At 54.1% G+C, this 18,900-nt stretch carries 16 protein-coding genes; 3 read left to right on the forward strand and 13 right to left on the reverse strand.

The window, feature by feature from the left end; genetic code table 11:
• Positions 1-7: 7 nt before the first annotated feature.
• The 5 genes from TH19_RS06825 to kdgD all read right to left on the reverse strand — a co-directional run bounded on the left by TH19_RS06825 (position 8) and on the right by kdgD (position 4,951).
• Positions 8-802, reverse strand: coding sequence for an NAD-dependent epimerase/dehydratase family protein (locus TH19_RS06825; protein ID WP_114101604.1), 795 nt, complete (start codon positions 800-802; stop codon positions 8-10).
• A 34-nt stretch (positions 803-836) separates the two neighbouring features.
• The gene (locus TH19_RS06830; RefSeq protein ID WP_114101605.1) at positions 837-2,126 is read right to left on the reverse strand and encodes a TRAP transporter large permease; all 1,290 of its coding nucleotides are present in this window, start codon (positions 2,124-2,126) and stop codon (positions 837-839) included.
• Positions 2,127-2,672 carry a TRAP transporter small permease gene (locus TH19_RS06835; protein ID WP_114101606.1) on the reverse strand — a complete coding sequence of 182 codons (546 nt, stop codon included), beginning with the start codon at positions 2,670-2,672 and terminating at the stop codon, positions 2,127-2,129.
• Positions 2,673-2,781: 109 nt separating this feature from the next.
• Entirely contained in the window at positions 2,782-3,774 is a 993-nt protein-coding gene (locus TH19_RS06840; RefSeq protein ID WP_114101607.1) for a TRAP transporter substrate-binding protein, read from the reverse strand.
• Positions 3,775-4,024: 250 nt separating this feature from the next.
• Positions 4,025-4,951, reverse strand: coding sequence for a 5-dehydro-4-deoxyglucarate dehydratase (gene kdgD / locus TH19_RS06845; protein ID WP_181846341.1), 927 nt, complete (start codon positions 4,949-4,951; stop codon positions 4,025-4,027).
• A 281-nt stretch (positions 4,952-5,232) separates the two neighbouring features.
• Here kdgD and TH19_RS06850 point away from each other — a divergent pair, with 281 nt between their 5' ends.
• Positions 5,233-5,997, forward strand: coding sequence for a 2-keto-4-pentenoate hydratase (locus TH19_RS06850; protein WP_114101608.1), 765 nt, complete (start codon positions 5,233-5,235; stop codon positions 5,995-5,997).
• Between the two features lie 14 nt (positions 5,998-6,011).
• Here TH19_RS06850 and TH19_RS22405 read toward each other — a convergent pair whose 3' ends face one another.
• The 6 genes from TH19_RS22405 to TH19_RS06875 form a co-directional block, all read right to left on the reverse strand.
• Complete coding sequence (locus TH19_RS22405; protein WP_147250723.1) at positions 6,012-6,227, reverse strand: hypothetical protein; 216 nt, start codon at positions 6,225-6,227, stop codon at positions 6,012-6,014.
• A gap of 63 nt (positions 6,228-6,290) precedes the next feature.
• The gene (mgrA, locus tag TH19_RS06855; RefSeq protein ID WP_114101609.1) at positions 6,291-7,322 is read right to left on the reverse strand and encodes an L-glyceraldehyde 3-phosphate reductase; all 1,032 of its coding nucleotides are present in this window, start codon (positions 7,320-7,322) and stop codon (positions 6,291-6,293) included.
• A gap of 187 nt (positions 7,323-7,509) precedes the next feature.
• Positions 7,510-8,484: a LysR family transcriptional regulator gene (locus tag TH19_RS06860; RefSeq protein ID WP_258547851.1), complete on the reverse strand. Its 975-nt coding sequence runs from the start codon at positions 8,482-8,484 to the stop codon at positions 7,510-7,512.
• A gap of 597 nt (positions 8,485-9,081) precedes the next feature.
• Complete coding sequence (locus TH19_RS06865) at positions 9,082-9,975, reverse strand: SMP-30/gluconolactonase/LRE family protein (protein ID WP_114101610.1); 894 nt, start codon at positions 9,973-9,975, stop codon at positions 9,082-9,084.
• Positions 9,976-10,164: 189 nt separating this feature from the next.
• Positions 10,165-10,881 (reverse strand): FadR/GntR family transcriptional regulator, encoded by a 717-nt coding sequence (locus TH19_RS06870; RefSeq protein WP_114101611.1) that lies wholly within the window; start codon positions 10,879-10,881, stop codon positions 10,165-10,167.
• 224 nt (positions 10,882-11,105) lie between these two features.
• Positions 11,106-12,026 (reverse strand): aldose 1-epimerase, encoded by a 921-nt coding sequence (locus tag TH19_RS06875; protein ID WP_258547852.1) that lies wholly within the window; start codon positions 12,024-12,026, stop codon positions 11,106-11,108.
• Positions 12,027-12,201: 175 nt separating this feature from the next.
• On the opposite strand from TH19_RS06875, the gene TH19_RS06880 reads away from it, so the two are divergent.
• The gene (locus TH19_RS06880; RefSeq protein WP_114101612.1) at positions 12,202-12,933 is read left to right on the forward strand and encodes a FadR/GntR family transcriptional regulator; all 732 of its coding nucleotides are present in this window, start codon (positions 12,202-12,204) and stop codon (positions 12,931-12,933) included.
• A gap of 17 nt (positions 12,934-12,950) precedes the next feature.
• Here TH19_RS06880 and TH19_RS06885 read toward each other — a convergent pair whose 3' ends face one another.
• On the reverse strand, positions 12,951-13,736 hold the full coding sequence (locus TH19_RS06885) for an HAD-IA family hydrolase (RefSeq protein WP_114101613.1): 786 nt from the start codon (positions 13,734-13,736) through the stop codon (positions 12,951-12,953).
• 189 nt (positions 13,737-13,925) lie between these two features.
• On the opposite strand from TH19_RS06885, the gene TH19_RS06890 reads away from it, so the two are divergent.
• On the forward strand, positions 13,926-15,530 hold the full coding sequence (locus TH19_RS06890) for an FGGY-family carbohydrate kinase (RefSeq protein ID WP_114101614.1): 1,605 nt from the start codon (positions 13,926-13,928) through the stop codon (positions 15,528-15,530).
• Between the two features lie 217 nt (positions 15,531-15,747).
• On the opposite strand, the gene TH19_RS06895 is transcribed toward TH19_RS06890, so the two are convergent.
• Complete coding sequence (locus TH19_RS06895) at positions 15,748-18,894, reverse strand: efflux RND transporter permease subunit (protein ID WP_114101615.1); 3,147 nt, start codon at positions 18,892-18,894, stop codon at positions 15,748-15,750.
• Positions 18,895-18,900: the final 6 nt, after the last annotated feature.

Raw genomic sequence — 18,900 nt, forward strand, 5'->3', positions numbered from 1 at the left:
CGGGAAATCAGTCTTCGAAATGTCCTTTGGCAGCAAAGCCACCACCCTGATAGATCACAGCCGCATCATGACGATCTTCGGGGCCAAAAGCGGCCTCGATCTCGGCACGGAACTGTTCGGAGCTGTCTTGCGGTTTCCAGCCAAGGAAGTCGGCGTGATCGTTGCTCCACCATTTGGATTTGTTATCCGACACGCCATAGACCACCAGATTACCGGTCATTGGCGCATCAAAGATCGCCTTCATCAGGGAGATGAAGTCACGCGGGCTCATCCAGGTGGACAGCATCCGGCGATCCCGCGGCTTTTCAAAGCAGGAACCAATGCGCACCGAAACGGTTTCAACATCAAACTTGTCGTAATAGTAGCTTGCCACCGCCTCGCCATAGCATTTGGTCACGCCATACAGGCTGTCGGGGCGCAGTTCGGATTTGTCATCAAGCTTGTCGGTGCGCTTGTGAAAACCGATTGCGTGGTTGGAGCTGGCAAACATGATGCGCCCCACCCCGTTCTGACGGGCCCCTTCATACAGGTTATAGGTGCCTGCAAGGTTGGCCTGAAGAAGGTCGTCAAAGGCCGCCTCGATTGAAATACCGCCCAGATGGATGATGCCATCAACATCCTTGGTCAGTTCGATCACAGCCGCACGATCCGAAAGATCACACTGCACGACTTCCTCGTTCGGGCCCGCCGGGTCCATCGGGGAAATATCGGACAGGCGAATGACATCGGCATAACCCTTAAGCCCTTCGCGACAGATTTTCCCAAGGTTGCCACCGGCACCGGTAATCAGCAAACGTTTCATCTTTATCCTCTTTGATATGCGTCTTTATCCGCGATCAGTTGGTGCCAAATACAAGATCAGGCAGCGTCAGTGAAATCGCCGGAATATAGGTTGTCAGCAAAAGCGCGCTCAAGATTGCCAGATAGAATGGCCAGATCGACTGAACGGCTTTTTCGATTTTCACCCCGCCAATGGCACACCCGACAAACAGGCACGAACCGACCGGCGGCGTACACAGGCCAAGGCCCAAATTCATCATCAGCACCATCCCGAACTGGATCGGGTCCATGCCAAACTGCACGGCAAGCGGCAGGAAGATCGGCGTACAAATCAGGATCAGTGCCGCCATATCCATGATCATGCCTGCCACCAGCAACATCAGGTTAATCAGCAACAGAACCACAATCGGGTTATCCGTGATGCCGGTAATCGCCCCGGCCAGAGCATCGGGCACCTGATAGAAGGCCAGCATATAGCCATATGCCGATGCACAGCCGACCAGCAACATCACAAGCGCCGTGGTTTTGGCCGATTGTTTGACCGCGGCAACAAACCCCGCCCAGCTCAGTTCACGATAGACAAGCCCGGTAATGATCAGGGCATAGGCCACACCAATCGCACCGGATTCCGTAACCGTGAAGACACCACTTAGAACACCGCCAACAATGATCACAGCGGTAAAGAAGCCCGGAATGGCGCGCACTGCGGTCTGCCAGACAACGCCCCAACCCGGGAACGGTTCAGCCGGATAGCCATGCTTGATCGCAACAAGCCATGTAGCAAGACCAAGCAACAGGCACATGATGATGCCCGGCACCACACCGGCCATGAACAGCTTGGAAATCGAAATGCCCCCGCCTGCGGCCACCGCATACAGGATCATATTATGGCTTGGCGGGATCATGATCCCGGCAATCGATGACGTCACCGTGACGTTGACGGCATAATCGGCGCGATAGCCTTCCTTTTTCATCACCGGGATCAGGATCGATCCAAGGGCGGATGTATCGGCCACTGCCGATCCGGAAATGCCGCCAAACAGCATGGATGAAAACACGTTCACAATGCCAAGACCGCCACGACGACTTCCGACTAGCGCGGTTGCAAATTGCACCAGCCTTGATGCAATCCCGCCATGAAGCATCAGCTCGCCAGCAAAGATAAAGAACGGAATAGCCAAAAGCGAAAAGGCCGAAATCCCCGACCCGATGCGCTGAAACGCGATCAGGGTCGGCAGGCCTTCGTAGAAGAATGCGCCAAGGGCAGCAATGCCAAGCGCAATGGCAACGGGCATACCGATCACAATACCGATGGCAAACACGCCCAGAAGAATGGTCATGCCCATTTATTCAACATCCTCGTTCAACAGATCGTCATGATAAATGCGGGCATTTGAAATGGTGTCCCAGCGCGCGATGATTTTAAGGATATGCACGACGCTGTAAAAAGCGATCCCGGCCCCGCAAACGGCCATCGGCACAGAACGCCAGCCATCGGAAATGTGAATGATCGGCATCTGTTTGGCCCAGTTAAACGAAACAAGGTCCATGCCGCCCATCAACATCCAGTATCCGAACCAGGCCATGCCCGCATAGCTGATCGCGGCAATCACGGCTGCGATTTTTGGCGGCAAGGCATCGCGGAAGAAGGATACGGCAAGGTGGCTGTTATCGCGCATACCGGCCGCGGCAACAGGAAAGGTAATCAGAACAATCAGGATCAGAGAGATCTGTTCAACCCAGGTCGGCGTTTCGTTCAGAACATACCGGCCAAAGACCAGCCAGGCGAAACTGGGAATAAGCGCCACAAGCGCCAAACCGCCAATCAGGTTCAACAGCCCGGCAATCCCGCCGCCCAGACGGTCGATCAAATTGATAAAACTGGAAAACATCTATGCGCCGCCAGAATAAGATTAATTCGCACCACGATCAGAAACAGAATATCCACAGACAGAAAGAAGGGCGACGATTTCATCGCCGCCCTTTCAAACTATTTATGTCTTATTTCTGAGCTTCCTGGATGGCTTTTACAAGATCAGCCAGATCCGGGTTGGATTTCAGGAAGTTGTCATAGACCGGCTGCATTGCATCCTGGAAAGCCTGCTTGTCGGCAACTTCGTTAACCTCGATGCCAGCAGCAACGACTTTTTCCTTGGATTTCTCTGCACGTGCGGCCCATGCAGCGCGCTGAACCTTAACCGACTCATCAGCAGCTTCGTGGACGATTTTCTTTTCGTCATCCGACAGGCTGTCATAAAGCGCCTTGTTGATGCACAGGCATTCCGGAAGGATCAGGTGCTGGGTAACAGAATAGTATTTGGCAGCTTCGAAGTGGCCCGAGCTGTCATAGGACGGATAGTTGTTTTCCGCACCATCGATAACGCCGGTTTTCAGCGACTGGTAAACTTCACCATAGGCCATCGGGGTTGCGTTGCCACCAAGGGCTGCGACCATCTGAACATAAAGATCGTTGCTCATCACGCGGAACTTAAGGCCTTTGAGGTCTTCGGGCGTGTTGATCGGGTGCTTGGTGTTATAGAAGGAACGCGCACCGGAATCGTACCAGCCAAGCGGCTGAAGACCAGCCTTGATCAGGCCATCGGCGATCTGCTGACCTGCCGGGCCGTCCATGACCTTGTGCATGGCATCGACGTTTTTGAAGATGAAGGGCAGCGAAACAACGTTTGCTTCGGGGGCAACTTCACCAAGCGGGCCGAGGTTGAAAACAGCCCAGTCCAGACCGCCAAGACGAACCTGCTGGATCGCATCAGGCTGGTTGCCCAGAACACCACCGTGATAAACCTTGGCTTCAAGATCGCCACCGGATTTTTCGTTGATGATCTTGGCGAATTCTTCCATGCCGGTTGAAACCGGATATTCCGGCGGGTGGATGTTCCAGCCGCGCCATTCTTTTGCCTGCGCGCCAGCTGCCAGCGCCATCGATACCGCCGCCGCTGCAATCGTCAGCGTGGTGGTTTTAAGAAGATTGTTCATAAGATTTCCTCCCGAGACATTTTGTCACTTGCGTTAAAGCCTTGTTTTCCCTGATGGGAACTTCTTATTGTCGTATGATCTTACAATTCCGAACTTGTAAGGACAACTGTAAGATTACTTAACAACTAGTCTAATAGACCTTTGTGGTCTTTTGCACACCGGATTGTTTTTATGGTGTCGCAAACGTCTATCCCGGCAGAACCACCTGCCGGGATAATAAGGCAGGCCGTATGATCAGGCGCGACCCGGCCTAGGCCATACGCAATGCACCATCGCCATAGGCATTGCGGATTACTTCTGCCAACATGTTGTGTTCTTCGTCGGTCAGATCGATCAGCGGGCTGCGTACCGGACCGGTATCACGGCCAATCACGCGCATCCCCGCCTTGACGATGGAAACCGCATAGCCGCGACCACGGTTGCGGATATCCAGATACGGATAGAAGAATTCCTTGAGCACGCGGCTCATGGTTTCATCATCGTCGCGGGTCAGCGCGTCATAGAAATCAAGCGCCTGCTGCGGCAGGAAGTTGAAAATTGCCGACGAATAGGTGGTCACACCCGCAGCCTTATAGGCCTTGGCAAAAACTTCTGCGGTCGGCATACCGCCGATATAGGACAGGCGATCACCAAGCAGCGTGCAAACCTTGGTCACCATTTCGATGTTGCCGTGGCCGTCCTTGAAGCCGACCAGGTTCGGGCAAACGTCGCAAAGCTTGGCAAGGGTTTCAGCCGAGATGATCGAATTGTCGCGGTTATAGACAATCACGCCGATTTCAACCGCATCACATACCGCCTTCACGCGGGCAAACAGGCCTTCCTGTTCGGCACCGATCAGATATTGCGGCAACAAAAGCAAACCGTCAGCACCGGCTGCTTCGCACTGTTTGGCAAGCTCGACCGCCATCGCGGTGCCATAACCGCAACCCGCGATGATCGGCGTGTTGCCGGCGACCTCTTTGGCGGCGCGCACGGTTTCGACCACTTCGGCCGGGGTCAGCGAGAAGAATTCGCCGGTTCCACCCGCCGCAAACAACGCGGTTGCCGGAAACTGCGACAGCCAGGCGACATGCGTGCGATAGGTATCAAGGTCAAGACCGCCATTGGCGTCAAAAGGCGTTACCGGGAATGAAAGCAACCCGGCCCCAATGGCCTTTTTCATTTCAAGATAATGCATAAAACTTCCTTCAAGTCTCAAACAGGTCAAAACAACTATGATGACTCTATAAATTCATCATATTAATTTGTCAAACACATTACCCAAGCGCTATCAAAGGCGCAGAAAACTGCTCAAAATACTGGCTTTTTCACCCTTTGACGGGCCTTCGACTTTGGTATGATGACTTGATTTTTTGCTGAATTTTTCGAGAATCGACCAGATAGATATGATGACTTGGGCATCAAACACGATTAGGGTCGGGCATTCACTGCTTTGCCCTTACAATCGAGTACCCGGGAATGACTGATATTACCGCCGCCAGCCGCATTCTTGCCGATGCCTTTGTCACCCGTAGCCGGATTGATCCGCTGCCATCCGATATTGCCCCGACCAATTTTGCCGAGGCCTATGACATTCAGGACGCAACCCTTGCCCTGACTGGTGCCAAGCAGGCCGGATGGAAGCTTGCAGTTGCCACCCGTGCGGCACAGGAAAAGATTGGCGCAGACGGCCCGCTGGTTGGGCCGCTTCTTGATGGTCGCATCCTGTCAGAAGGCGCGCAATTGACCACGGATGATCTGAATTTCCCGAATATCGAAGCCGAAATTGCCGTGGTCATGGAAAGCAGCCCGGCCCCGGATGCCACATCAAGCGACATCCTTGATCACATCAAATCAATCCACCTGGCGATCGAGATTGCCGACCGTCGCTATCACGAAAAACAGGACCCGGTGCAGACACTGGCCGATCTGAATTCGACCGGCTATTTCGTGCTGGGTCAGGAAATTGAAGGCTGGCGCGATCTTGGCTTTATCGGCGGTACTGTCACGACCAAAAGCAATGGCGAAGTCCTTGCTACCAATGATGATCCCGACGCATGGCCGGAAATCTTTGGCGGGCTGGAATATCTGGTCGGCTTCCTTGCCAAACGTGGCAAAAGCCTGATGCCAGGTGATGTCATCACCACCGGCGCCTGCGCCCTTCCGACCATCAGCCCGTTTGGCAAGATCGAAGCAATCTTTGACGGGCTGGGCACTGTGACGGCCGAGATCAAAAAGGTCTGATCGAACTCAAAGCATCAAAAAAGCCATGCGGATCGTGTGCCATGCTCACACATCAGCAAGCCACCTGCCGCATCAAGAGCGGTCCCATTAGCAAAGTGACTCCGGTCGCCGCGCAGTTCGCGAACCTCTCCCGAAAGCTCTGAATAGAGCATCTGAGCGTCGTTGGGGATGTCGCTGGCACCACCTGTAATGACGGCAACTTTACCTTCTTCGATGGCGGGATGGGTCAAGGCGATATCCTCTCAGTTCTGTATCAAAGCGGCATCGACCTGAAAGGGTCGATGCCGCGGCCATCAAAACGCGGTCGACTCTTTCCAGTAGTCGGTGCCGCCATCAGTGGCGTATTGGTCAATCTCGGCCAGTTCTTCAGATGAGAAGGACAGCCTATCGAGCGCGCCCAGCGAATTCTCGAGTTGAGCGACTGTTCGTGCCCCGATTAGCGAAGATGTCACCCGAGGATCGCGTAGCGTCCAGGCGATCGCCATCTGCGCCAATGTCTGTCCCCGACGCTCGGCAATCGCATTGAGCGCACGAATGCGGGCCAAAACATCTTCAGTCAAGGAACCCTTGTCGAGCAATCGCCCCTTCGCAGCACGCGCGTCGTCAGGAATGCCTTTCAAATATTTCGAAGTCAGCAGCCCCTGCGCCAAAGGAGAGAAGGCAATACAGCCAGTGCCAAGCTCGTCGAGCGTGCCGAGAAGACCATCTTCGATCCAACGGTTGAACATTGAGTAATTCGGCTGATGAATGAAGAGAGGTACCCTTTCTTCATTCAGAATAGCTGCGGCCTTGCGGGTCAACTCTGGCGAGTAGCTGGAAATGCCGACATAAAGCGCCTTGCCCTGCCGGTGCAGTTGCGCAAGAGCTCCCATCGTTTCTTCCAGTGGCGTGGTCGGATCAACGCGGTGCGAATAGAAAATATCGACATAGTCGAGCCCCATCCGTTTGAGCGACTGCTCGCAAGAAGCGATCAGATACTTCCGACTACCGCCGATCCCGCCATAGGGTCCCGGCCACATGTCCCAGCCCGCCTTGGTCGAAATGATCATTTCATCGCGATAAGGTGCAAAGTCGGACGCCATGATCCGTCCGAAATTCTCCTCGGCCGAACCATAGGGAGGACCATAATTGTTCGCCAGATCGAAATGGGTCACCCCCAGATCAAAGGCCCGTCGCAGGATCGCACGTCCTGTCTCGAACACATCGACACCACCAAAGTTTTGCCACAGACCAAGCGAAATCGCCGGCAGGTCGATCCCGCTGCGCCCGCATCGACGGTAACTCATTCTCGTATTGTAACGATCTGATTGAGCTGTATAAGGCATTTTAACCACCCTCCAATTCCTAATTGTCCTGCCTGTCTCCTTTCATTCAAAGGAGCCTGGGCAATGGAGGACTTATATTGCGCGCCGCCCTTCACCGGACAACAGCAAAGGGGCCTCACAACACTCAACGCGCTATTGAGAATTCCTCAACAAAGAAGAACGATGCTTTCACGCATGGGCATTTTTTTTACCGTGACAGACCCGTTACCAGACGCGGCAGCCCCTGATCTTCACGAATAATATCAATGAGTTCATGTAATCCGGGCGGGACTTGTCGTCTGCTGGGATAATAGATCGTGAACGGGGGCCCTTCAGATGCCCATTCCGGCAAAACGATTTCCAGAGTTCCCTGATCGACCTCGGAACGCGCAAGCAATTCAAGACAATACGCAAAGCCCACCCCCCGCTTGGCAATATCAACAGCACGTTCAGAATCGTTTGAACAAAGTGGTCCTTTGACATCAATACGGGAAAGAGAAGAGCCATTACCAAGTTCCCAAGGGTAGCGACTATTATCACCGACGCGCATTTCGATACAAGGACGGTCCAGCAATTCCTCTGGTGTTTCAGGTCTGCCACATTTTTCAATAAGTTCTGGCGATGCAACCACCACCCATTGGAGCGGCTTGGATAAGGCAACACCAATCATGTCCTGAGGAACGCGATCACCATAACGAATGCCTGCATCAAAACCTTCGGCAACGATATCTGTAAAGTGATCGTCCACAGAAAGGTCCAGTTTCATCTCCGGAAACCGTTGCACATATCTTGGCAAAGCTGGCCCCAGAATCCACTTTGCTGCGTCTCGCAAAGCATTTAATCGCAATCGACCAATCGGAAAATCCCGGTAACGGATCAAGGAACCAAGTGCTTCGTCAATGTTCTGAAAGCCAACCTCAAGCTGCTTTGCCAACGTCGCACCGGCCTCCGTCGCAGTAAGGGACCTGCTTGTTCTGTTTAAAAGCTTCACGCCCAATTCAGCTTCAAGCTTGCGCAAACGATGGCTCAAGGCTGACGTTGTAACACCAAGCTCAATTGCCGCCTGGCTCATGTTCTGTCGGCGAGCAATCGTAACAAAGACTTTCAAATCCGCGAGTAGAGATCGATCAAATGTACGCAGAATTCCACTCCCACCGGTCATAAGCAAGGATTCAGCCAGCATGTACATATCACCGAATTAACCTGTTCGAAACAATGCATGTCTATCCCGCTTTATTTCAGCGCACCATCAAAAGGCTCTCATAGTGACCACAGCCAAAAGCTGAACTATGGGGACCTGAAACCGGATCGTCTGGCGAAAATCCAAATAAATACAGTCAGTTCGACGCCATAATATCCGTAAAGGACTCACTGTCTTTCTGACGTTCCACTTCGATCAAACATTCCGACAAAGCCTTGCTGATCATCTGATAAGTATCACTCCCACCCAGAATTCTTCAGGCCCCGTAAAGCTCATGCCCCTGTAGCTCAAGTAAGGGGCCTCTCAAGCAATGTATAAGTTGAAAAAGCGACAAGAAAATCTAGAATTTCCGCAGGGCCTCAAACCAGAGACATCCGTCAAATGATTGAGATTAAATGACATTATCAGTGCCGAAAAAATAGCGATTCAATGTGTCATTTGCACGGAATTTTATGTGTCATAAAGTGACTGATTTCCAACGGCGTGGTTGATTTCCAATCTCGTTTTATGCGATCACTTCACAGATCGGCTCCACATGACTTTTTTGTTTTTTGTCACCCGGATAACAGGCGATCAACGCTATTCGCGGAACCGCGTTACCGGTACGCCCGGAACTTCGACCCGCAATGAAACCAGTTTGCCGGCATCGGGGAATTCGGCGCGCTTTTCTGCGCTATAACCTTCCTGATGGCTGGTGACAAAAAGCGTCTTCATGTCCGGGCCGCCAAAGCACGGCATGGTCGGATTGGGCATCGGCATCGGGATAGACAGCAAAAGTGTCCCGTCCGGGGCAAAGCGGTTCAGATTGCCTGCCGACACACCGGCCGACCAATAGCAACCTTCCATATCCACGGCCCCGCCATCCGGACGGCCCAGCGTATCGTCAAGATCAAGGAAACGGGTGCAGTTGGAAATATTGCCGCTGGCAACATCAAAGTCCCAGCGATTGACCCACGGCCCGCGAGAATCCGAATGATACATGTTCGAACCATCCGGCGACCATGCAATGCCGTTGGAAATCTTGAACCCCTGTGCCTTTTCCTCGATCTTACCGTCGGCGGTAATGCGATAGAGTGATGCAATCGGTTGCTTGTCGGCATTGTCATCCATCGTGCCAACCCAGAACGCGCCATCCGGGCCGATCTTGCCATCATTGGTGCGGCTTTTGATCCCGTCTTCAATACGGCACAGCGTTGTGCGTTCATCCGTTTCAGGATCAAGGAACAGGATGTCCTTGCGCAGAGCCACAATGATGCGCCCGGCATCGGTCAGGCCAAAACAGCCCAGTTCACTGTCAAAATTCCAGACATGCCGGTCACCCGATGCGATATCAAGCGCATGCAGCTTGCCACTGAGGATATCGGTCCAGTAAAGCCGGTTTTTCTGCCCATCCCAGTTCGGGCATTCCGCCAAAGTAAAGGTTTCATTCAGCAAAATTTCCGGCTGAAAAAGCACGTTATCCGACCCAGACATATCTACCCCGTAAATTCATATGATCAATTTCAATGGATACTGGTGTGCCCATCCGAGTCCCTGCTTGTCAACATTATTTGCCTTTTGGCTTTGCGGGCAAGGCTGCCAAAACCGTCAGCCCGGCAAACCGAAAACAGCATGTAACCGGTTTGCAGGCGCGGGTTTGACGCCGGATCGGAGGATTGAAAATCACATTTCGCGGGCGTGATCGGTAAGACGCTGACGGGCTTGATGCAGGTGATACCGCATCATCAATTCGGCACTTTCGCCGTCGCGGCCCAGAATCGCGTCATAAATCTGGCGATGTTCGGCCAGAACACGTTTGGCGCGCTCGGCCGAACCGGCACGCGTGATATTAAGGGCCACATTCATTGATTTCTGCATCACGCCATGCAGGGAATTCAGGATGGTCAAAAAGATTTCATTGCCGCTGGCACGTGCGATGGCCATGTGGAAATCAAAATCGGCCTTATCGGCAATATCGCCCGCCGCCACGCTATTTTCCAAGCGGCTCAGTGCATTTTCAATGTCGCGATGATGGCGCACACTGGCCCGTTCGGCCGCCATACGCGCAGTTGCACCTTCGATTGCAAGGCGGGCCTCGAAACAGCGCAGAAGTCCTGCCACATCATTGACGCCACCAAATTCGATCAGACCTTGGGGCGGGCGCTTTTTAACAAAGGACCCAACGCCCTGACGCGCATAGACAAGCCCGTCAGATTGCAGTTTGCGCAGCGCTTCGCGAACAACCGGACGCGATACGCCAAAGGATGCACAAATCTCGTTCTCGGATGGAAGTTTGGTTCCCTCGCCCAAATTACCTGAGACGATCTGTTCCAGAATTTGACCATAAAGCTGATCGGCCAGTTTTTCGCGTTTCTGAACCTTAAGAAGCAACTCCGCCATCCCGTTCCCCGACACCTGTCATTACTTGTTATGTTGTCATTCTTACTTGTAAGTTTTACCGGTTATTGACCAAGGGGTAAAGCCCAAGGGAGAATGTCCAAAAGGCAAGCCCCCGCGCCATATCCATGTATGGCACAGGGCATATCGGCCAAGCAGATCAATCGACCAGCGAATAATCCCGGCTTTGCGGGGCCGCGATATCATCATCATCGACAAGCCCGCTATCAGGACGCGCCCAGCAAGGATGGGATCAGCGTCATGGTGCCGCTAAGTGTCTGATTTTTATCAAGCACCAGAAGATCGCCGAATTCCTTGAATTCCGGCCGGTTATGCACGTTGGGCACATGGGTTACCGGCTCGACACAGAATGTCTTGCCGTCTTCGGGGATATAGAATTGCAGGTTCGAGAATTTGTCGCTTGCCAGCATCTTGATGCTGTACCCGGCATCTTCCCACACCATGTCGGCTTCGCGGTGCCACCCGGTATAATGCACATCAAGACCCAGGTTATGTCGGATCATTTTGCCATCGGAGAAATCCCGGCCAAGATCGATCACCGTACGCGTGGTGGGCAACATATCATCATCGGTGCCAAAACAATCGGTGGCGATGAACTGAACCGATGCATCATCGCCGCCCGGAAACCAGGGATGCAATCCGATCCCATAGGGCATCGGCGTCCGCCCCAGATGCCGCACACCGATTTCAAGTGTTACGTCGTCCGGCGTGACCTTGAATTCCTGCCAGGCGACATAGACAAAGCCGCTTTCGGGATCGTCATGCTTGTGATTGAACCGCAGACTGTCGACCGTCGGGCGTTCAATATTCCACAAAGCCCCGCGCCCAAATCCGTGAATGGCGTGCGGGCTTGGCGGACGGTTGGCCGGCACCTTGACGATGCGACCATCAAAATCAAATTCGGAAAAGGCCAGACGATTGGCAAACGGCACCATCGGGAAACAGCCAAGACTGGATGGATTGCCCGATGCAATGGCCTGCTCGGTAACCGGGCGTAACAGATTGACGGTTCCCTTGCCGTCCGGGCGGCTCCAGTCAATACGTGATATCGCCCCACCCTGGGGAACAATGCCGATCTGAAACGGGCCGCTGTTCCAGCGGTATTCAGCGTCGCCTTTTTTGGCCATATGCAATTGCCTCAAATTCCAACCAAAATCATATGATGACTTTACAGAACCATCCCCGTTCGATTATTTGAAGATGGTAAGCCCATTGCGCCAACCAAAACTTTAACATCGGCTTTGACGATGGGCGTCATTTTTATATCCGGTTGTTTTACACCGGATTTATCGGACACGCAAAATGAAGAAACCCAGTGTGAAAAACACGCCCCGCAAAGTTTCGCTGACGGAAAAAGTCATCGCCAGCCTGCGCGCCGAAATTGAAAGCGGCCAGCGCGAACCGGGCAGCAAATTGCCAACCGAACCGGTTCTGACCGAACGATTTGGCGTCAGCCGCACGGTGGTGCGCGAAGCCATCGCAGCGCTCAAGGCCGATGGCCTGCTTGAACCGCGCCAGGGGGCTGGTGTGTTTGTTCTCGCACCCGAAGCACGCAGCAGCGACAAATCACTCTTTGAAGTTGATTACGCGCAGGTATCTGACGTTCTGGAAATCCTTGAACTGCGTATGGCGGTCGAGATCGAGGCCGCCGGCCTTGCCTGCACGCGAAGCTCAGTCGCCCAGCAAGCCAAGATTTTCGAAGCGATGGAAAAAATGGAACAGGCCATCGAAAAAGGCGAACCCACCTCGCAGGGCGATTTCGAATTCCACAGCGCCATTGCAGCGGCCACCAACAACCGGCGTTTTGTCGAATTTCTGGAACATCTTGGCGACAAAACCATCCCACGTGCGCAACTGCGCCGCCGCCCGCCCGAGGTCGAAGACCAGAAATCCTATATGCAGATGCTTATGGGCGAACACCGGCGCATCTATGATGCGATTGCCACACGCGATGGTGAAGGCGCACGCCAAGCCATGCGCGATCACCTAAGCCTGAGCCAGACCCGCTATCAGAAACTTCTGACCCAGCGCTAAAAGCCGGTATCAGGGGTTCAGGCCGCAATCACCGCGGCCAAAATCCCCATATCATCAATCACGATATCGGCCCCGGCATCATAAAGCCGGTTCGCTGCCTCGGAATGTTGGCCGTCATAATGCCCGCCACCGACAAAGCCGATGCATTTCATGCCCGCGGCAACCGCGGCGGTGACACCGGCGACGGAATCTTCGATGACGATTGTTGATTTGGGCGCAAAGCCCATGTCGGCGCAGGCATGCAGGAACAGATCAGGGGCCGGTTTGCCATTCCGGACGAAATCGGCACTGTAAATCCGATCATCAAACCACTGTCCCAGCCCGGTCACGGTCATGGTTTTTTCAAGACGCTCGACCGAGCTGCTTGATGATATGCAAAAGGCGATTTTGCGCGATCGCAAGGCTTCAAGGACCGCATCGATATCACCGATCTTGCGCAACTCAATATCATAGCGGGCAAACAGTTTCTCATAGAAGAACGGTTTGAATTCGGTCTTGATGTCGCGCCCGGTCTCAACCCGAATGTGATCAATCGGTGCCGAGCTTGACCGTCCGGTGAATTTGTCGGCCACTTCCTTGAAGGTCAGCGGCGCACCAAAATGATCGAGCACATCAACAAGCGTCGCCAGCGAGATCGGTTCACTGTCCACCAGCACACCGTCGCAATCAAATAGCACGATCTGACAATCATCCAACAATCGGGTAATCGTATCCGCAGCTGTTGTGCGTTGATCCAGCCCCGGACGGCTGGCGTCTGCGACGTCGTTTCCCGTTACGTTTCCATCTTTGTTTTTATCGGCCATGTTAAACCTGGCTTGTTTCAAGTATGTGATAAAAGCAGCCTAGCGAATGCATCGTTTCAGCGTCAACATAAATGAACATTTGACCAACAATTGAACTTTTAATCAAATCGCCATCAAACAGCCCAACCAAAGACACCCGGCAATCGGCATAACGCCTGAAAACCGGGGAAATCCGGAGGAAGCCCCATTATGAGTCCCAAAGACACCTGCTTTATCGGTGTGGATGTCGGCACCGGCAGCGCCCGCGCAGGCGTGTTTGATGCCAACGGCAAACTGCTTGGCAGTGCCGCCCATGCAATCGCGATGAACCGCCCGAAACCCGATTTTGTCGAACAGGATTCGGAAAATATCTGGCAATCGGTGTGTCAGTCGGTACGCGACGCGTTGAAAAAATCCGCCGTCGCACCGGAAAAAATTGGTGCCATCGGATTTGATGCCACCTGTTCGCTTGTCATCCGCGATCAGGATAATCGTCCGATGGGCGTGACACCGGGCGGGGCTGATAACTGGGACGTGATTGTCTGGATGGATCACCGGGCCGTACGCGAAGCCGAGGAATGCACCGCGACCGGATCAGAAGTTCTGAAATTCATTGGCGGCACCATGTCCCCGGAAATGGAAATGCCGAAATTGATGTGGTTGAAACGCCATAACAAACCCGCTTGGGACAAAATGGGTGCGGCCTATGATCTGGCCGATTTCCTGTCATTCCGGGCAACGGGCAGCAATGCAAGGTCCTGTTGCACAGTGACCTGCAAATGGACCTATCTGGCCCATCAGGATACGCCATGGGATCGCGACTTCCTGTCGGTCATCGGCATGGAAGACCTTAATGACAAGATCAACATGCATGAAAGCGCGCTTGCGGTTGGTGATCTGATCGGCACCCTTGATGCACAGGGCGCGGCCGATCTTGGACTGACCACGGATTGCGTTGTCGGCGCGGGTCTGATTGATGCCCATGCCGGTGCGCTTGGTACGCTTGGCGAATATCTTGATGGCAATCTTGATCAGCATTTCGCAATGATTGCCGGGACCTCGACCTGCCATATGGCGCTTTCGAAAGAACCGCGCTTTATCAAGGGCATCTGGGGTCCGTATTTCGGCGCGATTGCGCCGGGGCTGTGGCTTAATGAAGGGGGTCAGTCGGCAACCGGGGCGTTGCTTGATCACGTGGTTGCCATGCATCCGTTTTCCCATGGCATGGGCCGCGAAGCCCACAAGCTTGCCGGTGAAAAGCTGTTGCCGCTGATGGCTGACAACACCGATCTTTCGCCGCGCCTGCATGTGTTACCGGACTTCCATGGCAACCGATCCCCGCTTGCCGACCCCGAGGCCCTTGGGGTGATTTCCGGTCTGACGCTTGATCAAAGCGAGGAAAGCTTCCTGATGCTCTATTGGGCGACGGCCTGTGCCATTGCCTATGGCACGCGTCATATCATCGATGCGCTAAATGACACCGGATACGACATCACCCACATTCATCTCAGTGGCGGGCATACCGCATCAAAGGTGCTGGTGAAACTTTATGCCGATGTTACCGGATGCCATGTTGTGATGTCTGATTGCGAAGAGCCGGTATTGCTGGGATCGGCCATGCTGGCCGCGGCTGCCCTTGATCGTGATGGCGGACTGGCACATGCCGCACGCCAGATGGCGGGCAAGGAAACCCTTCATGCGCCAGACGAAAATGCCAAGGCCGATCATGATCGCCGCTATGCAATCTTCCATCAGATGCACGCCCATCGTCAGGCCCTTGATGCCATGAGCAAATCGGGTGCCGGGCACGCCTGAAAACTCTTCCCCCTGCCCTTCTTGCCGGGCAGCCCAACCAAAAGGCGCTTGACGCCACTTTTGGATAGGGCCAAAACAAAAGGGCCGATGCTTTCGCATCGGCCCTTTCTTTCGCACGCGCAACGGCGGGGTCGGGGGATCATGCAGATTTAATATTCTGCACCGTCACGGCGCGATGCCTTTCAGGGCCAGTCTTTTTCAAGGCTGGCCCTGAATTTTATTCAGCCGGATGTTCGTGGGCTGCTTTGACGTCCCCGCGTTTGGTGCGGTTCTTGGCAAAGGTGCCAACAATCAAAACAAAGAACAGCGGCACGAAGAAGATCGCAAGCACGGTCGCGGCAATCATCCCGCCCAGCACACCGGTACCCACTGCCACACGGGCAGCTGCACCGGCACCGGTCGAAATCGCCAACGGCACGACACCAAGCGAGAAGGCCATCGACGTCATAATGATCGGACGCAGACGCTGACGGGCAGCTTCGACGGTTGCTTCAAGAAGCCCCATGCCCTGGTCGTAAAGTTCGCGGGCGAACTCGACAATCAGGATGGCGTTCTTGGCCGACAGACCAATCGTGGTCAGAATTGCCACCTGGAAGTAAACGTCATCTGGCAGGCCGCGCAGCAATGCCGCAACCACCGCACCAAGGACGCCAAGCGGAACAACCATCATGACCGAGATCGGAATGGCCCAGCTTTCATAAAGTGCTGCAAGGCACAGGAAGACCACGATCATGGACAGGGCATACAATGCCGGTCCCTGTTCACCAGCGGCACGTTCTTCATAGGACAGTCCCTGCCACTCAAGGCCGACACTTCCCGGAAGTTTGGCAACCAGTTCTTCCATTGCCGCCATCGCATCACCCGATGCAACACCCGGTGCCGCAGCACCCTGAATGTTCAGCGACGACAGACCGTTGAAGCGTTCCAGACGCGGTGAACCGTAGTTCCACTTGGTGGTCGTGAATGCCGAGATCGGCACCATTTCATCAAGGTTGTTGCGGACATACCAGTAATCGAGGTCTTCGGGCATCATGCGATATTTCGCATCCGACTGCATGTAAACGCGCTTAACACGGCCGTTTTCAATGAAGTCGTTGACATAACTCGACCCCCAGGCCGCAGCCAGGGTACGGTTCACATCCGATAGCTCGACGCCAAGCGCACTGGCTTTTTCCTGGTCGATATTGATGTTGAACTGCGGCATGTCATTCAGGCCGTTCGGACGAACACCGATCAGACGCGGGTCCTGTGCAGCCATCCCCAGAAGCTGGTTACGGGCAGCCATCAGGGCGTCGTGACCATTGCCACCACGATCGACAAGCTGAAGGTCAAAGCCGTTTGCAGTACCAAGTTCGATAATCGCAGGCGGGGCAAAGGCAAAGACCATTGCTTCGCGAATACCGGCAAAGGCACCATAGGCACGACCGATCACCGCACTTACCGCCTGATCCGGACGGGTACGTTCCGACCAGTCTTTCAGGTTGATAAAGGCGATACCGGCATTCTGGCCGCTACCGGCAAAGGAGAAGCCGGCAACTGTGAACAGACCCTGTACGTTCTCGGTCTCGTTGGTCAGGAAGTGGTCTTCCATCTTTTTGAGAACTTCGACCGTACGTTCCTGCGATGCACCAGCCGGAAGCTGAACCATCGAGAACATGATCCCCTGATCCTCGTCTGGCAGGAACGAACCCGGCAGGCGAACGAACAAGGCAGCAAGGCCACCAACAAGGATCACATAGACAAACAGGTAACGCCACTTGCGATGCACGACATGGTCAACACTGCCCTGATAGAACCGGTTGGTTTTATCAAAGCCACGGTTAAACCAGCCGAACGGACCTTTTTTCTCGTTCGGGTCGGTATGCGACGGTTTAAGCATGGTTGCGCACAATGCCGGAGTCAGGACAATCGCCACGACCACAGACAATGCCATTGCCGACACAATCGTGATCGAGAACTGACGATAAATCGCCCCGGTCGATCCGGCAAAGAAGGCCATCGGCACGAACACGGCCGACAGAACCAGCGCAATACCAATCAGCGCGCCCGTAATCTGACCCATGGATTTCCGCGTTGCTTCGCGCGGCGGAAGTCCGTCTTCATGCATCACACGTTCGACGTTTTCGACCACAACAATCGCGTCATCGACCAGAAGACCGATGGCAAGAACCATGGCAAACATGGTCAGCGTGTTAATCGAATAGCCAAAGGCAGCAAGAATACCGAATGTCCCAAGCAGAACCACCGGAACCGCAATCGTCGGGATCAGGGTGGCGCGCCAGTTCTGCAGGAACAGGAACATCACCAGGAAGACAAGGACGATTGCTTCGAACAGGGTATGAACAACCGATTCAATCGAAACCTTGACGAACGGCGTCGTATCATACGGATAGACGATTTCGACCCCGTCCGGGAAGAACGGCTGCAATTCTGCAAGGCGTGACTTCACGGCCTCGGCAGTATCAAGCGCGTTCGCACCGGTCGCAAGGTTGATACCGATACCGGTTGCAGCCTGTGCGTTATAGCGCGCAACGATTTCGTAGCTTTCACCACCGATTTCAATGCGGGCGACATCGCCAAGACGCACCTGCGATCCGTCGGTTTCGACCTTAAGCAGGATATTGGCGAACTCATCAACCGTTTGCAGTTTGCTTTGGGCGGTAATCGTCGCGTTGATCTGCTGCCCCGGAACAGACGGTGCACCACCGACCTGACCGGCCGTGACTTCGGTGTTCTGGGCCTCAACGGCCGAACTGATGTCCGAAACCGTCAGGTTATAGGACAGCATCTTGTTCGGATCGAGCCAGATACGCATCGCGTGCTGGGCACCGAACACCTGAACAGAACCTACACCGTTCACGCGTGCCAGCGGATCTTCGACCGACGACACAACAAAGTCGGCAAGATCTTCGGCATTCATCGAACCATCGCCGGACACAAAGCCGACAACCATCAGGAACGAACCCGATGATTTGGTCACGGTAACACCCTGCTGCTGCACTTCGGTCGGAAGTGACGACATGGCAGCTTGCAGTTTGTTCTGAACCTGGACCTGGGCGATATCCGGATCGGCTTCGGGTTCAAAGGTCAGGGTAATGGATGCCTGGCCGTTTGCCGAAGAGTTCGAGGACATATAACGCAGGTAATCCAGCCCGTTCATCTGCTGCTCGATAACCTGGGTTACCGTGTTTTCAACAGTCTGGGCCGAAGCACCGGGATAGCTGGCTTCGATCTGCACCGATGGCGGCGCAATAGACGGGTACTGTTCCACGGGCAATTGCCACAAGGAAAGTCCCCCCGCCAACATAATCACCAAGGCAATAACCCAGGCGAATACGGGGCGATCAATAAAGAATTTTGCCATTGAATA

The organism is Thalassospira profundimaris, from assembly GCF_003326675.1.
Classification (GTDB): Bacteria; Pseudomonadota; Alphaproteobacteria; order Rhodospirillales; family Thalassospiraceae; genus Thalassospira; species Thalassospira aquimaris.